This is a genomic window from Pseudomonas sp. CFBP13528 (assembly GCF_005233615.1).
GTDB lineage: Bacteria > Pseudomonadota > Gammaproteobacteria > Pseudomonadales > Pseudomonadaceae > Aquipseudomonas > Aquipseudomonas fluorescens_AM.
The window spans coordinates 284726-302965 of record NZ_QGAJ01000001.1; the positions used below are offsets into that span (position 1 = coordinate 284726).

An 18240-nucleotide genomic window follows, 5' to 3' on the forward strand; every position below is an offset into this window, starting at 1 on the left:
GTTGCCCACAAAAAAACCGACATCGCTGTCGGTTTTTTTGCGTCTGGAGAATGACCTCAGATGGTCAATGTCCAGTCGTAGTCCACGATCAGCGGCGCGTGCTGCGAGAAGCGCGGCTGGCGCGGCAGGCGTGCACTGCGTACGAACCGGCGCAGGCCCGGGGTCAGCAGCTGGTAGTCGAAACGCCAGCCCAGGTTGAGCATTTCGGCCTGTTCGTTATCCGGCCACCAGCTGTACTGGTCGCCTTCACGGCTGACTTCGCGCAGCGCGTCGACATAACCCATGTTGCCGACAATTTCGTCCATCCAGGCCCGTTCCGGCGCCAGGAAACCCGGGGATTGCTGGCTGTCGCGCCAGTTCTTGATATCCAGCTTCTGTTGCGCCACGTACAGCGAGCCACAATAAATGTACTCGCGACGTTTGCGTCGCTGTTTATCCAGATAACGGGCGAAATCGTCCATTAGCTTGAATTTCTGGTTCAAGTCTTCATCGCCGTTCTGCCCCGAAGGAAGCAGCAAGGTCGCGATGCTGACCTTGTCGAAATCGGCTTGCAGGTAACGCCCGTAGCGGTCGGCTGTCTCGAAGCCGAGGCCGCTGATGACCGCCTTGGGTTGCAACCGCGAGTACAAAGCCACACCACCTTGGGTGGGCACTTCGGCATCGCAGGCATAAAGGAAGTAGCCATCCAGTTGGAAGGCTGGGTCGTCCAGTTCAAAGGCGGAGGCACGGGTGTCCTGCAGGCAGATGACGTCGGCATTCTGTGCTTGCAGCCAACTGAGCAAACCACGCTCGACTGCAGCCTGAATACCATTAACGTTCACACTGATGATCCGCATAAATGGCCCCAAAAATCGCGTGCGTGTATGATACACGCCGTCCACCTAATTAGCTAAATCCGTGGTATCTGAGGCTTTTTTCATGCAGGCGTATCAACGCGATTTCATTCGTTTTGCCATCGATCGCGGGGTTTTGCGCTTCGGTGAGTTCACCCTCAAGTCCGGGCGCACCAGCCCGTATTTCTTCAATGCCGGCTTGTTCAACTCGGGCTCGGCCCTGGCTCAGTTGGGGCGTTTCTACGCGGCAGCCATTGTTGAAAGCGGTATTTCCTTCGACGTGCTCTTTGGTCCGGCCTACAAGGGCATTCCCCTGGCCGCTGCGACGGCGGTGGCCCTGGCGGAACATCATGGGCAGGACTTGCCGTGGTGCTTCAACCGCAAGGAAGCCAAGGCTCATGGTGAAGGTGGCAGCCTGGTCGGAGCCCCGTTGACCGGCGATGTGCTGATCATCGACGACGTCATCACCGCAGGCACCGCGATCCGCGAAGTGATGCAGATCATCGCCTCCCAGGACGGCGCCAAGGCCGCCGGTGTGTTGATCGCGCTGAACCGCCAGGAGCGTGGCAACGGTGAGTTGTCGGCGATCCAGGAAGTGGAGCGTGATTTCGGCATTCCGGTGGTGAGCATTGTGTCGTTGAACCAGGTGTTGCAGTTCCTGGAAGATGATCCGCAGCTTAAACAGCATCTACCGGCAGTGCGGGCGTACCGCGAGCAGTTCGGCGTCTGATACAGCAAGTAATGTGGGAGGGGGCAAGCCCCCTCCCACATTTGTTTTCAGCGTTTTTAAGGACGCTTGCGATTGCTGATCAGTGTACCCACACCCGTATCGATGAAGATTTCCAGCAGGATCGCGTTCGGAATCCGGCCATCGGCGCTCAGCTCGTCGACTTGTTGCTAAGCCAATTTCCGCCATTTATCGATCAATCGCACGACAAGCCAGGCGTTGAACAGCGCAAACACCAGCAATGCCAGGACCACCAGCACGTACAACGTGCGATCCACGTCGAAGTTCCACAGGTCCAGTCTGCTGCTGGTCATAACGCGGACGGCGGTGGGCAGGTTTACGTAAAACAACGCCATGAAAGTACTGGTCATGGGTAGGGCGCAGGCGAGCAAAATATTGAGGACTTTGGTCCTGCTACGTTTCCTGGCCTGCGCGCCTGATTGGCTCTCATCCAGCGCTAACACGTCATGAACTTTGGGCCACGCCAAGTTGAACATGAAGGTGGCCAGGGTCAGCAGCAGGCCGCTGACCGCGACGATGTCACCCAACGGCATTCAGGCCCAGCGTTTGGCATAACAGCGCATGTGAGTCTTCGCTGATCTCGAATTGCCCGGCACTGCCCTTGCGTTTAGTGATGGGTTTGAAGGTGGGTTCATTTTGCGTAATGAGCATGTTCAGCTCATCGCGGATGACGTCCGAGCTGATGACCACCAGATACACCGCCTGTGCATGCTCTGCAGACTCGATCACAGTTTGCATACTGTGCTGCAGGATCTCGTCCAATTGATTACGAAAGCGTGAAACCGTGTTTTTCAGCAACGTTTTGCTTTGGCTTTGGGTCAGCTGAAAGATCGTCGAAATCTGCGATTCAGTGGGCAGAGTCTGCCCGAAATAGCTTTGAATCAGATACAGCAAGCGATCCTGTTTCGCCTCATCTGCCCTACTTGGCATGCCACCCTCTACCAGCATTTTCAAATACTCGGTCAGGCTTGCTTTGGCGATGCGTTGTAAGGCACTTGCAATTTCGCTATCGGAAATTTTCAGGGTTTTCTTGACCGGCTCCCTCTGTTCCCGCTGGAAAGTATCGGTATCGATGGTGAACGAGATCTCCATAGTCCAGTCTCCGCCGTTATTGGGAAGGCTGGTTCGGGTACGGATCTTCGACGGCGTCACCTTGGCCGGTGAGGATATTCCAGCCTTTCAGGAGGTGCGTGCCTGGTTTGAAGTCAGGACAAGGTGGGAGTGAAGTCTTCGACTGATTGCTGTAGTGGCGTCCGCAGTCGGCGCACTCATAAGTGCCTGCCGAGACGTCGCTGCCGTAGGGGGTGTGGGCTTTTTGCATGGGGAAGATCTCCTGTGGAATTAAGGAAGATCCTAAGCAGATGCATGCCGGCACGATGTCGGATGATTCGATCATTGCGGTAGGGCATTTCCCTCTCGCATTGAAAAGACCGCAGATCTCGTCGATTCCTTCGGAAGTTTCGTACGCAGGTGCGCGTTGCCGAAGGAATCGACGAAAAACTACGGTCCAGGTAAGATTTTCACGTCATTGACGCTTGCGGTTGCTGATCAGCGTACCCACACCCGTGTCGGTGAAGATTTCCAGCAGGATCGCGTTCGGAACCCGGCCATCGAGGATCAGCGAGCTGCCGACGCCGCCTTGCACCGCTTCCAGCGCGCAGCGGATCTTCGGCAGCATGCCGCCATAGATGGTGCCATCGGCGATCAGCTCGTCGACTTGTTGCGTAGTCAGGCCGGTGAGTACTTTGCCTTCCTTGTCCATCAGGCCGGCGATGTTGGTCAGCAGCATCAGCTTTTCAGCTTTCAGCGCTTCTGCCACTTTACCGGCCACCAGGTCGGCGTTGATGTTGTAGGACTCACCGTTGGCGCCCACGCCGATCGGCGCGATCACCGGGATGAAGTCACCCTTGACCAGCAGGTTGAGCAAATCGGTGTTGATGCCGATCACTTCGCCTACCTGGCCGATGTCGATGATTTCCGGCTGGGTCATTTCCGGTGTCTGGCGCGTCACGGTCAGTTTTTTCGCGCGGATCAGTTCCGCGTCCTTGCCGGTCAGGCCAATGGCGCTGCCGCCGTGGCGGTTGATCAGGTTGACGATGTCCTTGTTGACCTGGCCACCGAGCACCATTTCCACCACGTCCATGGTCTGCGCGTCAGTGACGCGCATGCCATCGATGAAATGACTCTCGATCGACAAACGCTTGAGCAGGTCACCGATTTGCGGCCCACCGCCGTGGACGACAACCGGGTTGATCCCCACGGCTTTCATCAGCACGATGTCGCGGGCAAAGCCGGTTTTAAGCTCGTCGCTTTCCATGGCATTGCCGCCGTACTTGATCACCAGCGTCTTGCCGACGTAGCGTCGAATATAGGGCAACGCTTCGGACAGGACCTTGGCGGTGTTGGCAGCGGCTTCGCGTTCGAGGGTCATTCAGGGCTCCGGTAAAAAATCAGAACGGTAATTGGAGATCAGGGGCAACACGTTTCAACTGGACGTGGAACACGTCCTTGATGCGCTGCAACTCAGCCTCGGTATCCGCCTCGAAGCGCAGCACCAGCACCGGCGTGGTGTTGGACGCGCGAACCAGGCCCCAGCCTTTGGCGTAATCGACTCGCACACCATCAATGGTGGTCAGGTTGGCGCCTTCACCCCATTGCGCGTCGTGCAGTGCGTCAATGATGCTGAATTTGCTCTCCTCGGTCACATGGATATTGATCTCTGGCGTAGAAATATCGTTCGGGAAGGTCTGAAACAGCGCTTGCGCGGTGGATTTTTCCTTGCTGAGGATCTCCAGCAGGCGCGCAGCGCTGTAAATGCCATCGTCAAAACCGAACCAGCGTTCCTTGAAGAACACGTGACCGCTCATTTCGCCGGCCAGCAAGGCGCCGGTTTCCTTCATTTTCTTTTTGATCAACGAGTGACCGGTCTTCCACATTAACGGGCGACCGCCGTATTCCTTGATCAGGGGCGTGAGACGACGGGTGCATTTCACGTCGAAGATGATTTCGGCGTTGGCATTGCGCGCCACCACGTCACGGGCGAACAGCATCAGCAGGCGGTCCGGGAACACGATCTCGCCGGTTTCGGTCACCACGCCTACGCGGTCGCCGTCGCCGTCGAAGGCCAGGCCCAGGTCGGCGCCCACTTCCTTGACCTTGGCGATCAGGTCCACCAGGTTTTCAGGCTTGCCGGGGTCCGGGTGATGGTTGGGGAAGTTGCCGTCAACATCGCAGAACAGGGGAATCACTTCACAATTGAGGGCTTCGAGCAATTGCGGAGCGATCACGCCAGCCGCCCCGTTGCCGCAATCCACCACCACTTTGAGGCGACGGGCGAGCTTGACGTCGCGGGTGATTTCGTCGGAGTAGCGCTGCAGGATGTCGACCTTGGTGATACTGCCAGTGCCGCTGCTCAGGTCGTTGGTTTTCAGGCGAGTGTGCAGGGCCTGGATCTGTTCGTTGGCAAGGGTGTCGCCGGCGATAACAATTTTGAAGCCGTTGTAGTCCGACGGGTTGTGGCTACCGGTCAGCATGACGCCGGACTTGCCGGCCAGGACGTTGGCGGCGTAATACAGCGCAGGCGTGGGCACCAGGCCGACGTCGCTGACATGGCAACCGCTGTCAGCCAGGCCCTGGATCAATTGCTCCACAAGCTGCGGGCCGGACAGGCGGCCGTCACGACCTACCGAAATATTCGGCTCGCCCTGGGCCAGGCTCTGTGAACCGATGGCGCGGCCGATCCAGTAGGCGGTTTCGGCGGTCAGGGTCTTGGGCACCACGCCACGAATGTCATAGGCTCGGAAGATGCTGTCGGGAAAGCTCGGGGCTACGCGGGCTGCAGTACTCATCGCGGGGGGAACTCCATCTGAAAGGGGGCAAGGCTGGCCTGATGTGGCTGGCCGGCAGGCTCAAACTGAAGGGTATGACGACGTTTTCGGCAGAGAGTTCGTGGTGTAAAAGTGCCATCGGCGCTTCGGCCTTGCGCTCATATTTGCGTAACCTGTTGATTTTATTTGATAAAATCCGCTGATAATTTACGCGCATTCTTCATCCTGAAAAACCGGGCGGTGGCGTCTGACCGGGCAATTGCGCCCGGCCCTGTTCAGCTTAGTCAGTGACTGCCGGAATGCCCAAAACCACCTGCGCCACGCTGGGTTTCGTCGAATTCCTGCACCAGTTCGAACTGCGCCTGGACCACCGGCACCAGCACCAGTTGGGCGATGCGCTCGCCGACCGCGATATTGAATGCGGTCTGGCCGCGGTTCCAGCACGACACCATCAATTCGCCCTGGTAGTCGGAGTCGATCAGGCCCACCAGATTGCCCAGCACGATGCCGTGTTTGTGGCCCAGGCCGGAGCGCGGCAGGATCAGGGCCGCCAGGCCCGGGTCGCCGACGTAGATCGACAGGCCGGTGGGGATCAGGATCGTCTGGCCTGGCTCGAGGACCGTGTCCTGCTTGAGCATGGCGCGCAGGTCCAGGCCGGCGGAACCTGGGGTGGCGTAGGCCGGAAGTGGGAATTCGTTTCCGATGCGTGGGTCGAGGATCTTGGCTTGCAAAGCGTGCATGGACATTAAACCTGGTTCAGCCGTTGGGCGATAAAAGAGATCAGTTGACGGGCAATCTTGCCCTTGCTGGTCTGGGCGAAAACGGTGGCGTGCAACTCGCGGTCGATCACGCTGATGGCATTTTCCTCACTGTTGAAGCCGATGCTCGGGTTGGCGACATCATTGGCAACGATCAGGTCGAGGTTTTTGTCTTTCAATTTGCGCGCGGCGTAGTCCAGCAAATGTTCGGTCTCGGCGGCGAAGCCGACGCTGAACGGACGGTCCGCACGTGTGGCGATGGTGGCCAGAATGTCAGGGTTGCGCACCATTTGCAGGAGCAGGCCATCGCCGCTTGTAGGGTCTTTCTTGAGCTTTTGCGGTGCAACGACCTCCGGCCGGTAGTCCGCAACCGCTGCCGAGGCGATGAACAGGTCGCACGGAATGGCCGCTTCACAGGCCGCCAACATGTCCCGGGCGCTGACTACGTCGATTCGGGTGACACGATCGGGCGTCGGTAAATGCACCGGGCCGGTGATCAGGGTGACACGTGCGCCTGCCTCAACCGCTGCTTCAGCCAGGGCAAAGCCCATTTTTCCTGAGCTATGGTTGGTGATGTAGCGCACCGGGTCGATGTTTTCCTGGGTTGGGCCCGCGGTGATCAACACGTGTTTACCGGTGAGAGCCAGGTGCTGGAAGCACTCGGCGGCACACAGCGCCAGGTCGGTGGCTTCGAGCATGCGGCCCATGCCGACGTCGCCACAGGCCTGGCTGCCGGACGCCGGGCCGAAGACCTTGAGGCCACGGCTTTGCAGGAGTTGGGTGTTGGCCTGGGTGGCCGGGTCGCGCCACATGGCCTGGTTCATCGCCGGGGCAATGGCGACGGTGGCGTCGGTGGCCAGTACCAGGGTGGTCAGCAGGTCATCGGCAATGCCCTGGGCCAGGCGCGCGATCAGGTCGGCGGTGGCCGGTGCGATGAGCACCAGGTCGGCCCATTTGGCCAGTTCGATATGGCCCATGGCGGCTTCGGCCGCCGGGTCCAGCAGGTCCAGGTGAACCGGGTGGCCGGACAAGGCCTGCATGGTCAGCGGGGTGATGAACTCACTGCCACCACGGGTCATGACCACGCGCACTTCGGCGCCTTGGTCCAGGAGCCTGCGAACCAGTTCCGCGCTCTTGTAGGCGGCAATGCCGCCGCCGACGCCGAGAACGATGCGTTTCCGATACAGACGCTGCATTGGTTTGCCTTTCCAGTTCAGTGAAGCCAGTTCAGTGACGCCTGCGATGACCCCTCCCCAGGTGAAATCGCATGCAAAAAAGAGGGCCTACGATAACACAGCGTCCGTCCGGCAACAGCGGCGCATACGGCGTACATCATGGAAAGGAGGTGGGATGAGTATTCGCAATTGGCCTGCTGCCGAGCGGCCGCGGGAGAAGCTGTTGGAGTGGGGCGCGGCCAGTCTGTCCGATGCCGAGTTGCTGGCGATTTTCCTGCGCACCGGCGTATCCGGCAGGAGCGCCGTGGACCTGGCGCGCCACCTGTTGGCGCAATTCGGTGGGTTGCGCCCGCTGCTGGAGGCCAGCCAGGCGCTGTTCAATCAGCAGTTGGGCCTGGGGCCGGCGAAGTTTGCCCAATTGCAGGCGGTGCTGGAAATGTCCCGGCGCCACATGGCCGAGCGCCTGCGCAACGATTCGGTGCTGGAAAGCCCGCTGGCCGTGCGCGAATACCTCAAGGCGCTGCTGCGTCATGAATCTCACGAAGTGTTTGGCTGCCTGTTTCTCGACTCCAAGCATCGGGTGCTGGGTTTCGAGGCGCTCTGCGAAGGCACCATCGATTCCGCCCTGGTCTATCCCCGGCAAGTGGTCAAGCGTGCGCTGGCGTACAACGCGGCAGCGTTGATCCTGTGCCACAACCATCCTTCGGGAAGCGTGGACCCCAGCCCGGCTGATCGAAAATTGACCAAGGTTCTACAAAAAGCCCTGGAAATGGTGGACGTGCGGGTGCTGGACCACATCATCGTGGGCGATGGTGATCCGTTGTCGATGGCGGAATACGGATGGATGTAGAAGGCAGCTGCAAGGTCAGAGCTGCAAGCCACAAGTCGGCTTGCAGCTTGCAGCTTGCAGCTCGCAGCTTAAGGCTTGACGCTGACTTTGGAATAATCCTGGCGACCAAACGGGCTCACCTGGTAGCCACCAATATTCTTGCGCGTCAGGGCAAATGCTGTGGGGTGTGCCAGGGGCAGCCACAAGGCCTGCTGCTGGATCTGCGCCTGGGCCTGCTGGTAGAGCTTGGTGCGCACGCCTTGTTCGCTGGTGGTCTTGCCGGCGCTGATCAGCTTGTCCAGCGCAGGGTCGCAGTAGCGGGCGAAGTTGGTACCGGATTTGACGGCTGCGCAGGAAAATTGCGGGGTCAGGAAGTTATCCGGGTCGCCATTGTCGCCGGCCCAGCCCATGAAGAGCAGGTCGTGTTCGCCGGCTTTGGCGCGGCGAATCAACTCGCCCCACTCGATCACGCGGATGTCGGCCTGGATGCCGACCTTGGCCAGATCGGCCTGCAGCAGTTGAGCGCCAAGATTCGGGTTGGGGTTCAGCAAGCTGCCGGTAGGGCGGGTCCAGAGCGTGGTTTTGAAGCCATCCTTGAGGCCGGCGCGGTTGAGCAGCGCCTTGGCTTTGGCGAGGTCTTGTGGATAACCCGGCAAGTCCTTGGCATAGCTCCAGGTATTGGGTGGATAAACACCATTGGCCGCTTCGGCGGTGCCTTCGAATACAGCCTTCAGGTAGCTGCCTTTGTCAAAGGCCAGGTTGATCGCCTGGCGTACCTCGGGCTTGTCCAGTGGCGGGTGCTGGCTGTTGATGGCGACGAAGGCAGTCATGAACGCGGCAGTTTTTTCCACCTTCAGGGCCGGGTCTTTTTCAGCTTCGCCCACATCCAGGGGCTTGGGCGACAGGGCGATCTGGCACTCGTCGCGATGCAGTTTCTGCAAGCGCACATTGGCATCCGGCGTGATGGCGAAGATCAGGTTATCCACCGTCGGTTTGCCGGCGAAGTAGTCTGGGTTGGCCTTGTAGCGCACCACCGCATCCTTCTGGAAACGCACGAAAACAAACGGGCCGGTGCCAATGGGCTGGCTGTTGAGCTTCTCGGGGGCGCCGGCCTTGAGCAATTTGTCGGCATATTCGGCCGGATAGATCGAAGCAAAACCCATACTCAATGCTGCGAGAAATGTGGAGTCGGGGTGATCGAGGGTGAAGCGCACGGTCAGCGGGTCAAGAGCATCGATCTTCTTGATCAGCGCCGGCAATTGCAGGGATTGCGCGTGGGGAAAGCCGCTTTGGGCGATCTTGTGCCACGGGTTGGCCGGGTCGAGCATGCGTTCGAAGCTGAAGCGCACGTCTTCGGCCGTCAGGGTACGGCTCGGGGTGAAATACTCGGTGCGATGGAATTTTACGTTCGGGTGCAGTTTGAAGGTGTAGGTCAGGCCGTCCGGGGAGACATCCCAGCTGTCTGCCAGGCTCGGCACCAGCTTGCCGGCGGTTGCGTCGTAGTCCACCAGGCGGTTCATCAGCACGTCCGCCGAAGCGTTGGTGGTGGTCAGCGAGTTGTACTGCACCACGTCGAACCCTTCGGGGCTGGCCTCGGTGCAAACGCTCAAATTGGTGGCGGCAGCGGCCGTCGGCGCGATAAAGAGGGGCGCTAGCAACAGCGGTAGGGCAGCGAGGCGCATATGCGGTTTCCTGTGCAGATCGAAGGCCCATCTGCGAGTGCAGTCTGGAAAAGTCCTACCGTAGTGGCCTGTTGATTAAATGACTAGCCTATTTTTGCCTGTGCTTTTGGCCAAAATGCTGTTTTGATGGCGCCTCAGCGCGTTTCAACGTGCAGGTCAGAGTGCTTGCAGGCGCTGAAAATCATTCTGTGCGACGAGCGGTCGGCTGTTACAGCGGCCCCTCCTGGCAACGGTTCAGGCGCCAATAGGCGAGATTTGCTCAGGTAAAAACACACTCGCTGTTGTTGCACCTGGGTCTTTCTGGTATAAAGCAGCGCTCTTTTCTAGGGGCCCGGTTCCTTCGCTTGTAGGTGTAGCCGGTAAGACCCTAAAGAAACGCGGCGCCTGGCGCCAAATGACTGAGAGATTAAGCGGCCAACCCATGCCGGGTTGGGCATGTGGTTTTAGAGGGCTGAGGCATGTCGAGAGTCTGTCAAGTTACCGGTAAGGGTCCGGTGACTGGGAATAACATTTCCCACGCAAATAACAAAACCCGTCGTCGTTTCCTGCCGAACCTGCAGCATCACCGCTTCTGGGTTGAAGAAGAGAAACGTTTTGTTCGCCTGCGTGTATCTGCCAAAGGCATGCGTATCATCGACAAGCGTGGCATCACTGTCGTGCTGGCCGAAATCCGCGCCGCCGGCAAGATCTAAGGAGCTCTATCATGCGTGAATTGATTCGAATGATCTCTAGCGCCGGTACTGGTCACTTCTACACTACCGACAAGAACAAGCGTACTACCCCGGACAAGCTCGAAAAGAAAATGTTCGACCCGCGCGTTCGCAAGCACGTGATCTACAAAGAAGGCAAAATCAAGTAATTGATTTCCTTCCTTGTGAAAAAAAGCCCGTATCTCACGATACGGGCTTTTTTTTGCCTGTGATTCGCTGATCAGGCCTTCTGTTCGAACACCACGTAGATCTTGCGGCACGCTTGCAGCACTTCCCAGGTGCCGCTGAAGCCGGCCGGGATCACAAAGCGGTCGCCGGCGCGCAGGGTTTTGGCATTCCCTTGGGCATCGCGCAGTACGGAAACCCCCTGCACGATCTCGCAGTATTCATGCTCGGTGTAATTGACTGTCCACTGCCCGATTTCGCCTTCCCAGACGCCCGCGTTCATTTGCCCGCATGGGCTGTTGTAGTGGTTGTAGATCGTCTGTTCGGGGTCGCCCTTGAGGATTTTCTCGGCGGCAGGGCGATAGCGGTCGGGGGCGGTATTGGCTTGGCTGAAATCGACGATGTCCTGGATGCTCATGTGCTTATCCCGTCTGGCCTGCAGTTGGAGAGCCCAAAGTCTATGTTTATTAAAATGAACATCGCAAGGGCGTTTGCCGCCGTTATGTCAAATATATTGAAACATCCCCAGCCGCTGGTTTAGGGTGGCAAGTGCCTTGAGCCGAACAGCAGGCTGGCCAGGCAAGCATTCGTGGAGGCGCCGGGATCACTTTTCCAGGCCCTTGTATCCAATAAGAGGAGGAGACTTGCATGACCACCCTGACCCGTGCCGACTGGGAACAACGCGCCAAGGACCTGAAAATCGAAGGCCGCGCTTACATCAATGGCGAATACACCACCGCCGCTTCCGGTGAGACCTTCGAATGCATCAGTCCGGTCGATGGCCGTCTGCTCGCCACTGTGGCCAGCTGTGACGCCGCCGACGCCCAGCGTGCCGTGGAAAACGCCCGTGCCACATTCAATTCCGGGGTCTGGTCACGCCTGGCACCGGCCAAGCGCAAGTCCGTCATGATCCGTTTCGCGGCGCTGCTCAAGGCCAATGCCGAAGAGCTGGCGCTGCTGGAAACCCTGGACATGGGCAAGCCGATCAGCGACGCCCTGAACATTGACGTCCCCGGCGCGGCCAATGCCTTGAGCTGGAGCGGCGAGGCAATCGACAAGATCTACGATGAAGTGGCGGCCACGCCCCATGATCAACTGGGTCTGGTGACCCGTGAGCCCGTCGGCGTAGTCGGTGCGATCGTACCGTGGAACTTCCCGCTGATGATGGCGTGCTGGAAACTCGGCCCGGCGCTGTCGACCGGTAACTCGGTGATTCTCAAACCGTCGGAAAAGTCCCCGTTGACCGCCATCCGCATCGCCGCTCTGGCCGTTGAGGCCGGCATTCCAAAAGGCGTGTTTAACGTGCTGCCGGGCTACGGCCACACCGTGGGTAACGCGCTGGCAGTGCATATGGACGTGGATACCCTGGTGTTTACCGGTTCCACCAAAATTGCCAAGCAACTGTTGATCCGCTCCGGCGAATCGAACATGAAGCGCGTATGGCTGGAAGCTGGCGGCAAGAGCCCGAACATCGTGTTTGCCGATGCACCGAACCTGCAAACCGCCGCCGCGTCCGCAGCCAGTGCCATCGCTTTCAACCAGGGCGAAGTCTGCACCGCCGGTTCGCGCCTGTTGGTGGAGCGTTCGATCAAGGACACCTTCCTGCCGCTGGTGATCGAGGCCCTCAAGGGTTGGAAACCCGGTAACCCGCTGGACCCTGCCACGAACGTGGGTGCGCTGGTGGACACCCAGCAGATGAACAATGTGCTCTCGTACATCGAAGCGGGGCATGCCGACGGCGCCAAACTGGTCGCCGGTGGCAAGCGCACCCTGGAAGAAACCGGTGGCACGTACGTCGAACCGACCATTTTCGACGGTGTGACCAACGCCATGAAAATTGCCCAGGAAGAAATCTTCGGTCCGGTACTGTCGGTGATCACGTTCGACAGCGCCGAAGAAGCTGTCGCCATCGCCAATGACACCCAATATGGCCTGGCTGCGGCGGTGTGGACGGCGGACATTTCCAATGCTCACCTGACTGCCAAGGCCCTGCGGGCCGGTAGCGTGTGGGTCAACCAGTACGACGGCGGCGACATGACCGCTCCGTTCGGTGGCTTCAAGCAGTCGGGTAACGGTCGCGATAAATCGCTGCACGCGTTCGACAAATACACTGAGCTGAAGGCGACCTGGATCAAGCTGTAACCCTGCTGGAAACAGCACAGGGCAACTGTGGGAGGGGGCTTGCCCCCTCCCAGATGGGGTATGCCTGATTTCTAGAGCATGCGCTCCAGGCCGACACTGGTGGCGAACCAGGCATTGAGCCGGCGCCACCAACTGCCTGGCTCCCGGGTCAGGGTGTGCAACTGGCCGTTATCTTCCGTTACCCACACGATATGCCCATCCTGCAGTTTCGCCTCGTAGCTCAGTGCTGGCGCCATCCCTTGCAGCGCCAGGTTGCGCACGTGTTCCGCCAGTTCCGGGCTGTCCACCAGTACGCCGACCTCGGTGTTCCACAGCACCGAGCGCGGATCGAAATTGAAGGAGCCGATAAACGATTTTTCCCGATCGAAAATCATCGCCTTGCTGTGCAGGCTGGAGTCGGAGCCGCGAAAGCTGCCGCGACGAAACAGGTGCGGCCCGCTGCTTGCGCTGGGGTCGCCAGGTTGTCGACGCAGCTCATAGAGTTTCACGCCATGCTCCAGCAGCGCCTTGCGATAGGGCGCGTAGCCGCCGTGCACGGCGGGTACATCAGTGGCTTCGAGGGAATTGGTCAGCAGGTTCACTGACACGCCCGCATCGGCGCGGCCCGTCAGGTACATCAGCCCGGGAGGCCCGGGAACGAAGTACGCCGAAATCATGATCAGCTCACGGCTGACGCCCTCCAGCTCCGGCGCCAGTTGCGTGGTGAGGAGCAATTGCGGGTCCGGGTCGGCCTTGGCCAGCACCTTGCTCGGGGCATCCCACAGGGCCTGGTTCCAGGCCCAGATCAACTCGCGACGCCAGATATCCATGCGCGGCTGGGTCTGGTAAGTGCGCAGGCGGTTATACAAAGCGTGGTTCTGCTGGCGCGATTGGGTCAGCGAGGCCTCCAGGCGCCCACGCGCAACAGCGAGGTCGACCTTGGAGGGCATGTCCGCGACAAACTCATCGATAGGTTTGCTCAGCGCGCTGTTCCAGTACTGATCGAAACTGTGACCCAGTTGCTCGGCCACCGGCCCGACACTGAGCATGTCGATATCGGTGAAATTCAGGTTGGGTTCGGCATCGAAATACTCATCCCCCAGGTTGCGCCCGCCCACGATCGCCACGCTGTTGTCTGCCAGCCACAGTTTGTTGTGCATGCGCCGATGTTGCAGCGACAGGTTGAACAGGCGCCCCATGGCACGTGTCACCCCGGTGCTACGCCCCAGGTGCAGCGGGTTGAACAGGCGAATGTCGATGTTGGGGTGGGCGGCAAGCGTCGCGATGATCTGGTCGAGCCCGTCGCTTGTGGTGTCGTCCAGCAGGATGCGCACGCGCACGCCGCGGTCGGCGGCCTTGAGCAGTTCATCCACCAGCATGCGCGTGCTGATACCGTCATGCACAATGTAGTACTGCAGGTCGAGGCTGGTCTGGGCGTTGCGGATCAGTTCGGCGCGGGCCATGAAGGCTTCGCTGCTGTTGGGCAGCAGACGAAAGCCGGAGCGGCCCTGATACGGTGCCGCCTGGGCCTGGATCGAACGGCCGAAGGAGGAGTCTGCCGCCGGTAGCGCATCACTGGGCACGCGCGGTGTGTAGGCTGTCGCGCAGCCACCCAGTGCCAGTGCTCCCAACAGGGCAAGCGGTAAAAGCCGTTTAATCATCAAGGAAGCGGCATCCAGGTCAGGCGTTTGTCGGCATATGACGGCAATGGCTCGAAAAAGGTCAGTCTGCCGCTTCGGCTAGCAGGGTGTGCGCAGCGGTACCGACTTTGCGTACCGCTTCTTCAATCTGCGGCGTCGGTTTGGCAGCGTAGTTCATACGCAGGCAATTACGGTATTTGCCGGATGCAGAAAAGATGCTGCCTACCGCCACCTGGACGCCCTGGTCCATCAGCGCACGGTTGAGCTTGAGGGTATCGAAGCCCTCCGGCAATTCTATCCACAGCATAAAACTGCCCTGCGGCCGGCTGGCGCGCGTACCGGCGGGGAAGTAGCGGCTGACCCAGTCGAGCATCAGGTCGCGATTACGCTGGTATTGCGTGCGCATCCGGCGCAAATGCGGTTCGAAATAGCCGCCTTTGAGAAATTCCGCAATCGCGATCTGCGGCTGGGTAGCGGTCGAGCCCGTGCTGATGTATTTCATGTGCAGCACCCGGTCCAGGTAGCGCCCCGGCGCGACCCAGCCAATGCGCAGGCCAGGCGCCAGGGTCTTGGAGAACGAACTGCACAGCAGCACACGGCCGTCTTCGTCAAAGGATTTGATCGTGCGCGGGCGCGGGTAGCTGTAGGCCAGTTCGCCATACACATCGTCTTCGATGATCGCCACGTCAAAACGCTGGGCCAGGGTCAGCAGTGCGCGTTTGCGCGCCTCCGGCATGATGTAGCCCAAGGGGTTGTTGCAGTTGGGAGTGAGCTGGATGACTTTGATCGGCCACTGTTCCAGCGCCAATTCCAGAGCTTCAAGGCTGATGCCGGTGATCGGGTCGGTGGGGATCTCGAGGGCTTTCATGCCCAGGCCCTTGAGGGTCTGCATGGCGCCGTGGAAACTTGGCGAATCCACCGCAACGATATCGCCGGGCTCGCAAATCGCGTGGATGCTGGCGGAAAGCGCCTCGTGGCAGCCGGTGGTGATGACGATATCCTCGGCCGTCAATTGGCAGCCGGAATCCAATGACAGTCGCGCAATTTGCTCGCGCAACTCCATACAGCCAAGAATGTTGTCGTAATACAGCCCGGGCAGATCCTGCCGGCGACTGACACGGGCCAGGCTGCGAAGCAACGGTTTGAGAGTGGGCGACAACACATCCGGCATGCCCCGGCCCAACTGTATGGTGTCTTTGCGCGGCACGGCACGAATCAATTCCAGCACCTGGTCCCACTGGGAAATCTCGACCGGTCGCTGGGCCGGGCGTCCCACCTCGGGCAGCGCCGGCAGTTCACGGCCCGCCGGCACAAAATAGCCAGACTTGGGCTTGGGCATCGCCAGGCCATTGTCTTCCAGCAATCGATAGGCTTGCTGCACGGTGCTCAGGCTGACCCCGTGCTCCACACTCAATGCGCGTACGGAAGGCAGACGGTCGCCGGGGCGATAGAAGCCTTGTTCGATGCGGGTGCCCAGCAATTCGGCGAGGTTGACGTAGAGGGTCACGGCGGTCACTCCCAACAGACCAGTACAGATAGGCGCAAAATACAGGATTCAGCCGTGTATAGGCAGTGTCTGTATGGATTTAATAAAGGGAGGTTGAATCTGTATTGGTTTTGCTTGCGCGCTCATTCTAGTCACTCAAGGCAGCACGCTAACGAGGGACGGCAAAATGAATGGCATGAGCGATGTGCGGCTGGCGTTACACAGCCAGGAACTGGAAGCAGAGCAGGAGCGGGCGCCTTCTGTGCCCGGCGAAAACCGCTGGAGCCTGTTCTGGCGCCGCCGTCATACACGCAAGGTCTTGCTCACGCTGACGCGAGAGCAATTGCGCGACGTGGGGCTGACGGCAGAGCAGGCGCGCCATGAAGGCCTGAAGCCTTTCTGGCGCGATTGATCAGACCAGTTCCTTGAGGCGATGCCAGAGCATCCCCAGGGCCAGCAGCGGCGAGCGCAGGTGTTTACCACCAGGGAAGGTCATGTGCGGCACCTGGGCGAACAGATCGAAGCGCCCTTGTTGCTGGCCGCTGATGGCTTCGGCCAGCAATCTGCCCGCCAGGTGTGTGGCGTTGAGGCCGTGGCCTGCATAGGCCTGGGCGTAATACACATTGGGTTGATCCGCCAGGCGCCCGATCTGCGGCAACCGATTGGCGCCGATGCCGATCATGCCGCCCCACTGGAAGTCGATCTTCACATTGGCCAATTGCGGGAACACGTGCAGCATCTTTGGCCGCATATACGCGCCAATGTCTTGCGGGTCGCGCCCGGAATAGTGGCAGGCGCCACCGAACAACAGGCGGCGATCGGCGGACAGGCGGAAATAGTCCACCGTTACGCGCTGATCACATACCGCCATGTTCTGCGGCAACAGGCTGGCGGCTTGCGCTTCGCTCAAGGGTTCGGTAGCAATGATGTAGCTGCCGGCGGGCAATATCTTGCCGCTCAAGTGCGGGTTGAGGTCGTTGAGGTAGGCGTTGCAGGCCAGCACCAGCGTCGTGGCATGTACCTGGCCCAGGGCGGTGTGCACCTTGACCTGTGCGCCGTAGTCGATGCGCGTCACCTCGGACTGCTCGAATAATTGCACGCCCAACTGCCGGGCAACGGCGGCTTCGCCCAGGGCCAGGTTCAGCGGGTGCAGGTGCCCGGAGCCCATGTCGATCATCCCGCCCACATAGCGGTCGGAGCCGATCACGCTGGCCATCTCGCCGGCTTGCAGCAGGCGTACTGGATGGCGATAACCCAGGCTGCGCAGCTCTTCGGCGTCTTCGGCGAGCCCCTGCAGGTCGCGGGGCTTGTTGGCGAGGTCGCAGTAGCCCCAGGTCAGGTCGCAGGGGATCTGGAAGCGCTCGACGCGCTCGCGTACGATCTCCACCGCTTCCAGGCCCATCAGTTTCATCTGGCGCACGCCGTCGGTGCCGATCACCTTGGCGAACTGGTCAAGGCCATGGCCGACGCCGCGAATCAGCTGCCCGCCGTTACGCCCACTGGCGCCCCAACCGATCTTGCGCGCCTCCAGCAGCACGACGCTGAAGCCGCGCTCGGCCAGCTCCAGGGCGGTGTTGAGCCCGGAATATCCCCCGCCAATCACGCAGACATCGGCACGCACCTCACCCGTCAACGCCGGGTAATCGGGGTGCGGCACGCTGCTGGCGGCGTAGTAGGACGCGGTGTGCCGGGCGCTGGCGATCATGGGGGCCTCCCTGTTTGAAAAATTTGACGCAGGATACAACGGTCGGGCGAAGCTGTCTGCGCGGTGCGTTTTGAGTCAGAATCCACACCTATTCGCCGTTCGGTATGTGTTTCGATGAGTTGCAACAGTCAGAAAATCAGCGCGCTGCGTCGACAGATACCTTCGTTCGAGTGTGTCCCCGGTTGCCACGACTGCTGTGGGCCGGTCACCACGTCGCCCGAAGAAATGTCGCGCCTGCCGCGCAAGACGGCTGCCGAGCAGGAGGCGGCCATGGATGAGCTCAACTGCGTGCACCTGGGGCCTGACGGCTGCACCGTGTATGACGAGCGCCCGCTGATCTGTCGCCTGTTCGGCACTACCAAGACGTTGCCGTGCCCTAATGGCCGGCGGCCGGTGGAATTGATTCATCCACGGGTTGAAAAGCAGATTCACGCGTACATGGCGAGTACCCGGCAGGTACTGGTGTAGCGGATGTACTCGGTCAATGTGGGAGGTGGGCTCCCGTGGTGGCCTGTCAACCGACGGTTACCCACCTGATACACCTCGGTCCAGATGTGGGAG

At 60.0% G+C, this 18240-nt stretch carries 19 protein-coding genes and 1 pseudogene; 7 read left to right on the forward strand and 13 right to left on the reverse strand.

Translation table 11 applies throughout. The features are described from left to right. Positions 1-56 precede the first annotated feature (56 nt). Positions 57-836, reverse strand: coding sequence for an exodeoxyribonuclease III (locus PspCFBP13528_RS01315; RefSeq protein ID WP_003195493.1), 780 nt, complete (start codon positions 834-836; stop codon positions 57-59). A gap of 82 nt (positions 837-918) precedes the next feature. Between PspCFBP13528_RS01315 and pyrE the strand changes: the two genes are divergently transcribed. Then, a complete protein-coding gene (pyrE, locus tag PspCFBP13528_RS01320) occupies positions 919-1563 on the forward strand; it encodes an orotate phosphoribosyltransferase (protein ID WP_003195489.1) in 645 nt (214 codons plus the stop codon). A 167-nt stretch (positions 1564-1730) separates the two neighbouring features. Here pyrE and PspCFBP13528_RS01325 read toward each other — a convergent pair whose 3' ends face one another. From PspCFBP13528_RS01325 to coaBC, 7 genes and pseudogenes are all read right to left on the reverse strand, one after another. Further along, positions 1731-2114: a hypothetical protein gene (locus PspCFBP13528_RS01325; RefSeq protein ID WP_137199511.1), complete on the reverse strand. Its 384-nt coding sequence runs from the start codon at positions 2112-2114 to the stop codon at positions 1731-1733. Beyond that, positions 2101-2673, reverse strand: a complete 573-nt coding sequence (locus PspCFBP13528_RS01330) for a hypothetical protein (protein WP_065953238.1) — start codon at positions 2671-2673, stop codon at positions 2101-2103. The genes PspCFBP13528_RS01325 and PspCFBP13528_RS01330 overlap by 14 nt, the downstream gene beginning before the upstream one ends. Before the next feature lie 16 nt (positions 2674-2689). Then, positions 2690-2902: a hypothetical protein gene (locus PspCFBP13528_RS01335; protein WP_137199512.1), complete on the reverse strand. Its 213-nt coding sequence runs from the start codon at positions 2900-2902 to the stop codon at positions 2690-2692. A gap of 204 nt (positions 2903-3106) precedes the next feature. Continuing rightward, on the reverse strand, positions 3107-4012 hold the full coding sequence (gene argB, locus PspCFBP13528_RS01340) for an acetylglutamate kinase (RefSeq protein ID WP_065953236.1): 906 nt from the start codon (positions 4010-4012) through the stop codon (positions 3107-3109). A gap of 19 nt (positions 4013-4031) precedes the next feature. After that, positions 4032-5435 (reverse strand): annotated as a pseudogene (locus PspCFBP13528_RS01345) (phosphomannomutase/phosphoglucomutase); the annotation flags it as partial. Positions 5436-5692: 257 nt separating this feature from the next. Then, complete coding sequence (gene dut / locus PspCFBP13528_RS01355) at positions 5693-6148, reverse strand: dUTP diphosphatase (RefSeq protein ID WP_065953428.1); 456 nt, start codon at positions 6146-6148, stop codon at positions 5693-5695. Between the two features lie 5 nt (positions 6149-6153). Beyond that, the gene (gene coaBC, locus PspCFBP13528_RS01360) at positions 6154-7362 is read right to left on the reverse strand and encodes a bifunctional phosphopantothenoylcysteine decarboxylase/phosphopantothenate--cysteine ligase CoaBC (RefSeq protein ID WP_010207499.1); all 1209 of its coding nucleotides are present in this window, start codon (positions 7360-7362) and stop codon (positions 6154-6156) included. 154 nt (positions 7363-7516) lie between these two features. On the opposite strand from coaBC, the gene radC reads away from it, so the two are divergent. Beyond that, entirely contained in the window at positions 7517-8191 is a 675-nt protein-coding gene (radC, locus tag PspCFBP13528_RS01365; RefSeq protein WP_137199514.1) for a DNA repair protein RadC, read from the forward strand. A 68-nt stretch (positions 8192-8259) separates the two neighbouring features. Here the strand turns inward: radC and PspCFBP13528_RS01370 are convergent, their stop codons facing one another. After that, positions 8260-9852, reverse strand: coding sequence for an ABC transporter substrate-binding protein (locus PspCFBP13528_RS01370; RefSeq protein WP_137199515.1), 1593 nt, complete (start codon positions 9850-9852; stop codon positions 8260-8262). A gap of 458 nt (positions 9853-10310) precedes the next feature. On the opposite strand from PspCFBP13528_RS01370, the gene rpmB reads away from it, so the two are divergent. Further along, positions 10311-10544, forward strand: coding sequence for a 50S ribosomal protein L28 (rpmB, locus tag PspCFBP13528_RS01375; protein ID WP_003176907.1), 234 nt, complete (start codon positions 10311-10313; stop codon positions 10542-10544). An 11-nt stretch (positions 10545-10555) separates the two neighbouring features. Further along, the gene (gene rpmG, locus PspCFBP13528_RS01380) at positions 10556-10711 is read left to right on the forward strand and encodes a 50S ribosomal protein L33 (protein WP_003176906.1); all 156 of its coding nucleotides are present in this window, start codon (positions 10556-10558) and stop codon (positions 10709-10711) included. A 71-nt stretch (positions 10712-10782) separates the two neighbouring features. Here the strand turns inward: rpmG and PspCFBP13528_RS01385 are convergent, their stop codons facing one another. Next, positions 10783-11145, reverse strand: a complete 363-nt coding sequence (locus tag PspCFBP13528_RS01385) for a cupin domain-containing protein (RefSeq protein WP_065953233.1) — start codon at positions 11143-11145, stop codon at positions 10783-10785. A gap of 230 nt (positions 11146-11375) precedes the next feature. Here PspCFBP13528_RS01385 and PspCFBP13528_RS01390 point away from each other — a divergent pair, with 230 nt between their 5' ends. Next, positions 11376-12869, forward strand: a complete 1494-nt coding sequence (locus tag PspCFBP13528_RS01390; RefSeq protein WP_137199516.1) for an aldehyde dehydrogenase — start codon at positions 11376-11378, stop codon at positions 12867-12869. 71 nt (positions 12870-12940) lie between these two features. Here the strand turns inward: PspCFBP13528_RS01390 and PspCFBP13528_RS01395 are convergent, their stop codons facing one another. Together PspCFBP13528_RS01395 and PspCFBP13528_RS01400 are read right to left on the reverse strand one after the other, a co-directional pair. Further along, positions 12941-14509, reverse strand: coding sequence for a phospholipase D family protein (locus tag PspCFBP13528_RS01395; protein ID WP_137199517.1), 1569 nt, complete (start codon positions 14507-14509; stop codon positions 12941-12943). A gap of 61 nt (positions 14510-14570) precedes the next feature. Beyond that, positions 14571-15995: a PLP-dependent aminotransferase family protein gene (locus PspCFBP13528_RS01400; protein ID WP_065953230.1), complete on the reverse strand. Its 1425-nt coding sequence runs from the start codon at positions 15993-15995 to the stop codon at positions 14571-14573. Positions 15996-16161: 166 nt separating this feature from the next. Between PspCFBP13528_RS01400 and PspCFBP13528_RS01405 the strand changes: the two genes are divergently transcribed. Further along, on the forward strand, positions 16162-16386 hold the full coding sequence (locus tag PspCFBP13528_RS01405) for a DUF1127 domain-containing protein (protein ID WP_065953229.1): 225 nt from the start codon (positions 16162-16164) through the stop codon (positions 16384-16386). On the opposite strand, the gene PspCFBP13528_RS01410 is transcribed toward PspCFBP13528_RS01405, so the two are convergent. After that, positions 16387-17679, reverse strand: a complete 1293-nt coding sequence (locus tag PspCFBP13528_RS01410) for an FAD-binding oxidoreductase (RefSeq protein ID WP_137199518.1) — start codon at positions 17677-17679, stop codon at positions 16387-16389. Positions 17680-17793: 114 nt separating this feature from the next. Between PspCFBP13528_RS01410 and PspCFBP13528_RS01415 the strand changes: the two genes are divergently transcribed. Next, on the forward strand, positions 17794-18147 hold the full coding sequence (locus PspCFBP13528_RS01415; RefSeq protein ID WP_065953227.1) for a YkgJ family cysteine cluster protein: 354 nt from the start codon (positions 17794-17796) through the stop codon (positions 18145-18147). Positions 18148-18240 lie beyond the last annotated feature (93 nt).

What these genes read in the sequence shown, in the direction of transcription:
- PspCFBP13528_RS01315 (WP_003195493.1), bottom strand. Translation starts at nt 836, where the DNA reads ATGCGGATCATCAGTGTGAACGTTAATGGTATTCAGGCTGCAGTCGAG.
- pyrE (WP_003195489.1), top strand. Translation starts at nt 919, where the DNA reads ATGCAGGCGTATCAACGCGATTTCATTCGTTTTGCCATCGATCGCGGG.
- PspCFBP13528_RS01325 (WP_137199511.1), bottom strand. Translation starts at nt 2,114, where the DNA reads ATGCCGTTGGGTGACATCGTCGCGGTCAGCGGCCTGCTGCTGACCCTG.
- PspCFBP13528_RS01330 (WP_065953238.1), bottom strand. Translation starts at nt 2,673, where the DNA reads ATGGAGATCTCGTTCACCATCGATACCGATACTTTCCAGCGGGAACAG.
- PspCFBP13528_RS01335 (WP_137199512.1), bottom strand. Translation starts at nt 2,902, where the DNA reads ATGCAAAAAGCCCACACCCCCTACGGCAGCGACGTCTCGGCAGGCACT.
- argB (WP_065953236.1), bottom strand. Translation starts at nt 4,012, where the DNA reads ATGACCCTCGAACGCGAAGCCGCTGCCAACACCGCCAAGGTCCTGTCC.
- dut (WP_065953428.1), bottom strand. Translation starts at nt 6,148, where the DNA reads ATGCACGCTTTGCAAGCCAAGATCCTCGACCCACGCATCGGAAACGAA.
- coaBC (WP_010207499.1), bottom strand. Translation starts at nt 7,362, where the DNA reads ATGCAGCGTCTGTATCGGAAACGCATCGTTCTCGGCGTCGGCGGCGGC.
- radC (WP_137199514.1), top strand. Translation starts at nt 7,517, where the DNA reads ATGAGTATTCGCAATTGGCCTGCTGCCGAGCGGCCGCGGGAGAAGCTG.
- PspCFBP13528_RS01370 (WP_137199515.1), bottom strand. Translation starts at nt 9,852, where the DNA reads ATGCGCCTCGCTGCCCTACCGCTGTTGCTAGCGCCCCTCTTTATCGCG.
- rpmB (WP_003176907.1), top strand. Translation starts at nt 10,311, where the DNA reads ATGTCGAGAGTCTGTCAAGTTACCGGTAAGGGTCCGGTGACTGGGAAT.
- rpmG (WP_003176906.1), top strand. Translation starts at nt 10,556, where the DNA reads ATGCGTGAATTGATTCGAATGATCTCTAGCGCCGGTACTGGTCACTTC.
- PspCFBP13528_RS01385 (WP_065953233.1), bottom strand. Translation starts at nt 11,145, where the DNA reads ATGAGCATCCAGGACATCGTCGATTTCAGCCAAGCCAATACCGCCCCC.
- PspCFBP13528_RS01390 (WP_137199516.1), top strand. Translation starts at nt 11,376, where the DNA reads ATGACCACCCTGACCCGTGCCGACTGGGAACAACGCGCCAAGGACCTG.
- PspCFBP13528_RS01395 (WP_137199517.1), bottom strand. Translation starts at nt 14,509, where the DNA reads ATGATTAAACGGCTTTTACCGCTTGCCCTGTTGGGAGCACTGGCACTG.
- PspCFBP13528_RS01405 (WP_065953229.1), top strand. Translation starts at nt 16,162, where the DNA reads ATGAATGGCATGAGCGATGTGCGGCTGGCGTTACACAGCCAGGAACTG.
- PspCFBP13528_RS01410 (WP_137199518.1), bottom strand. Translation starts at nt 17,679, where the DNA reads ATGATCGCCAGCGCCCGGCACACCGCGTCCTACTACGCCGCCAGCAGC.
- PspCFBP13528_RS01415 (WP_065953227.1), top strand. Translation starts at nt 17,794, where the DNA reads ATGAGTTGCAACAGTCAGAAAATCAGCGCGCTGCGTCGACAGATACCT.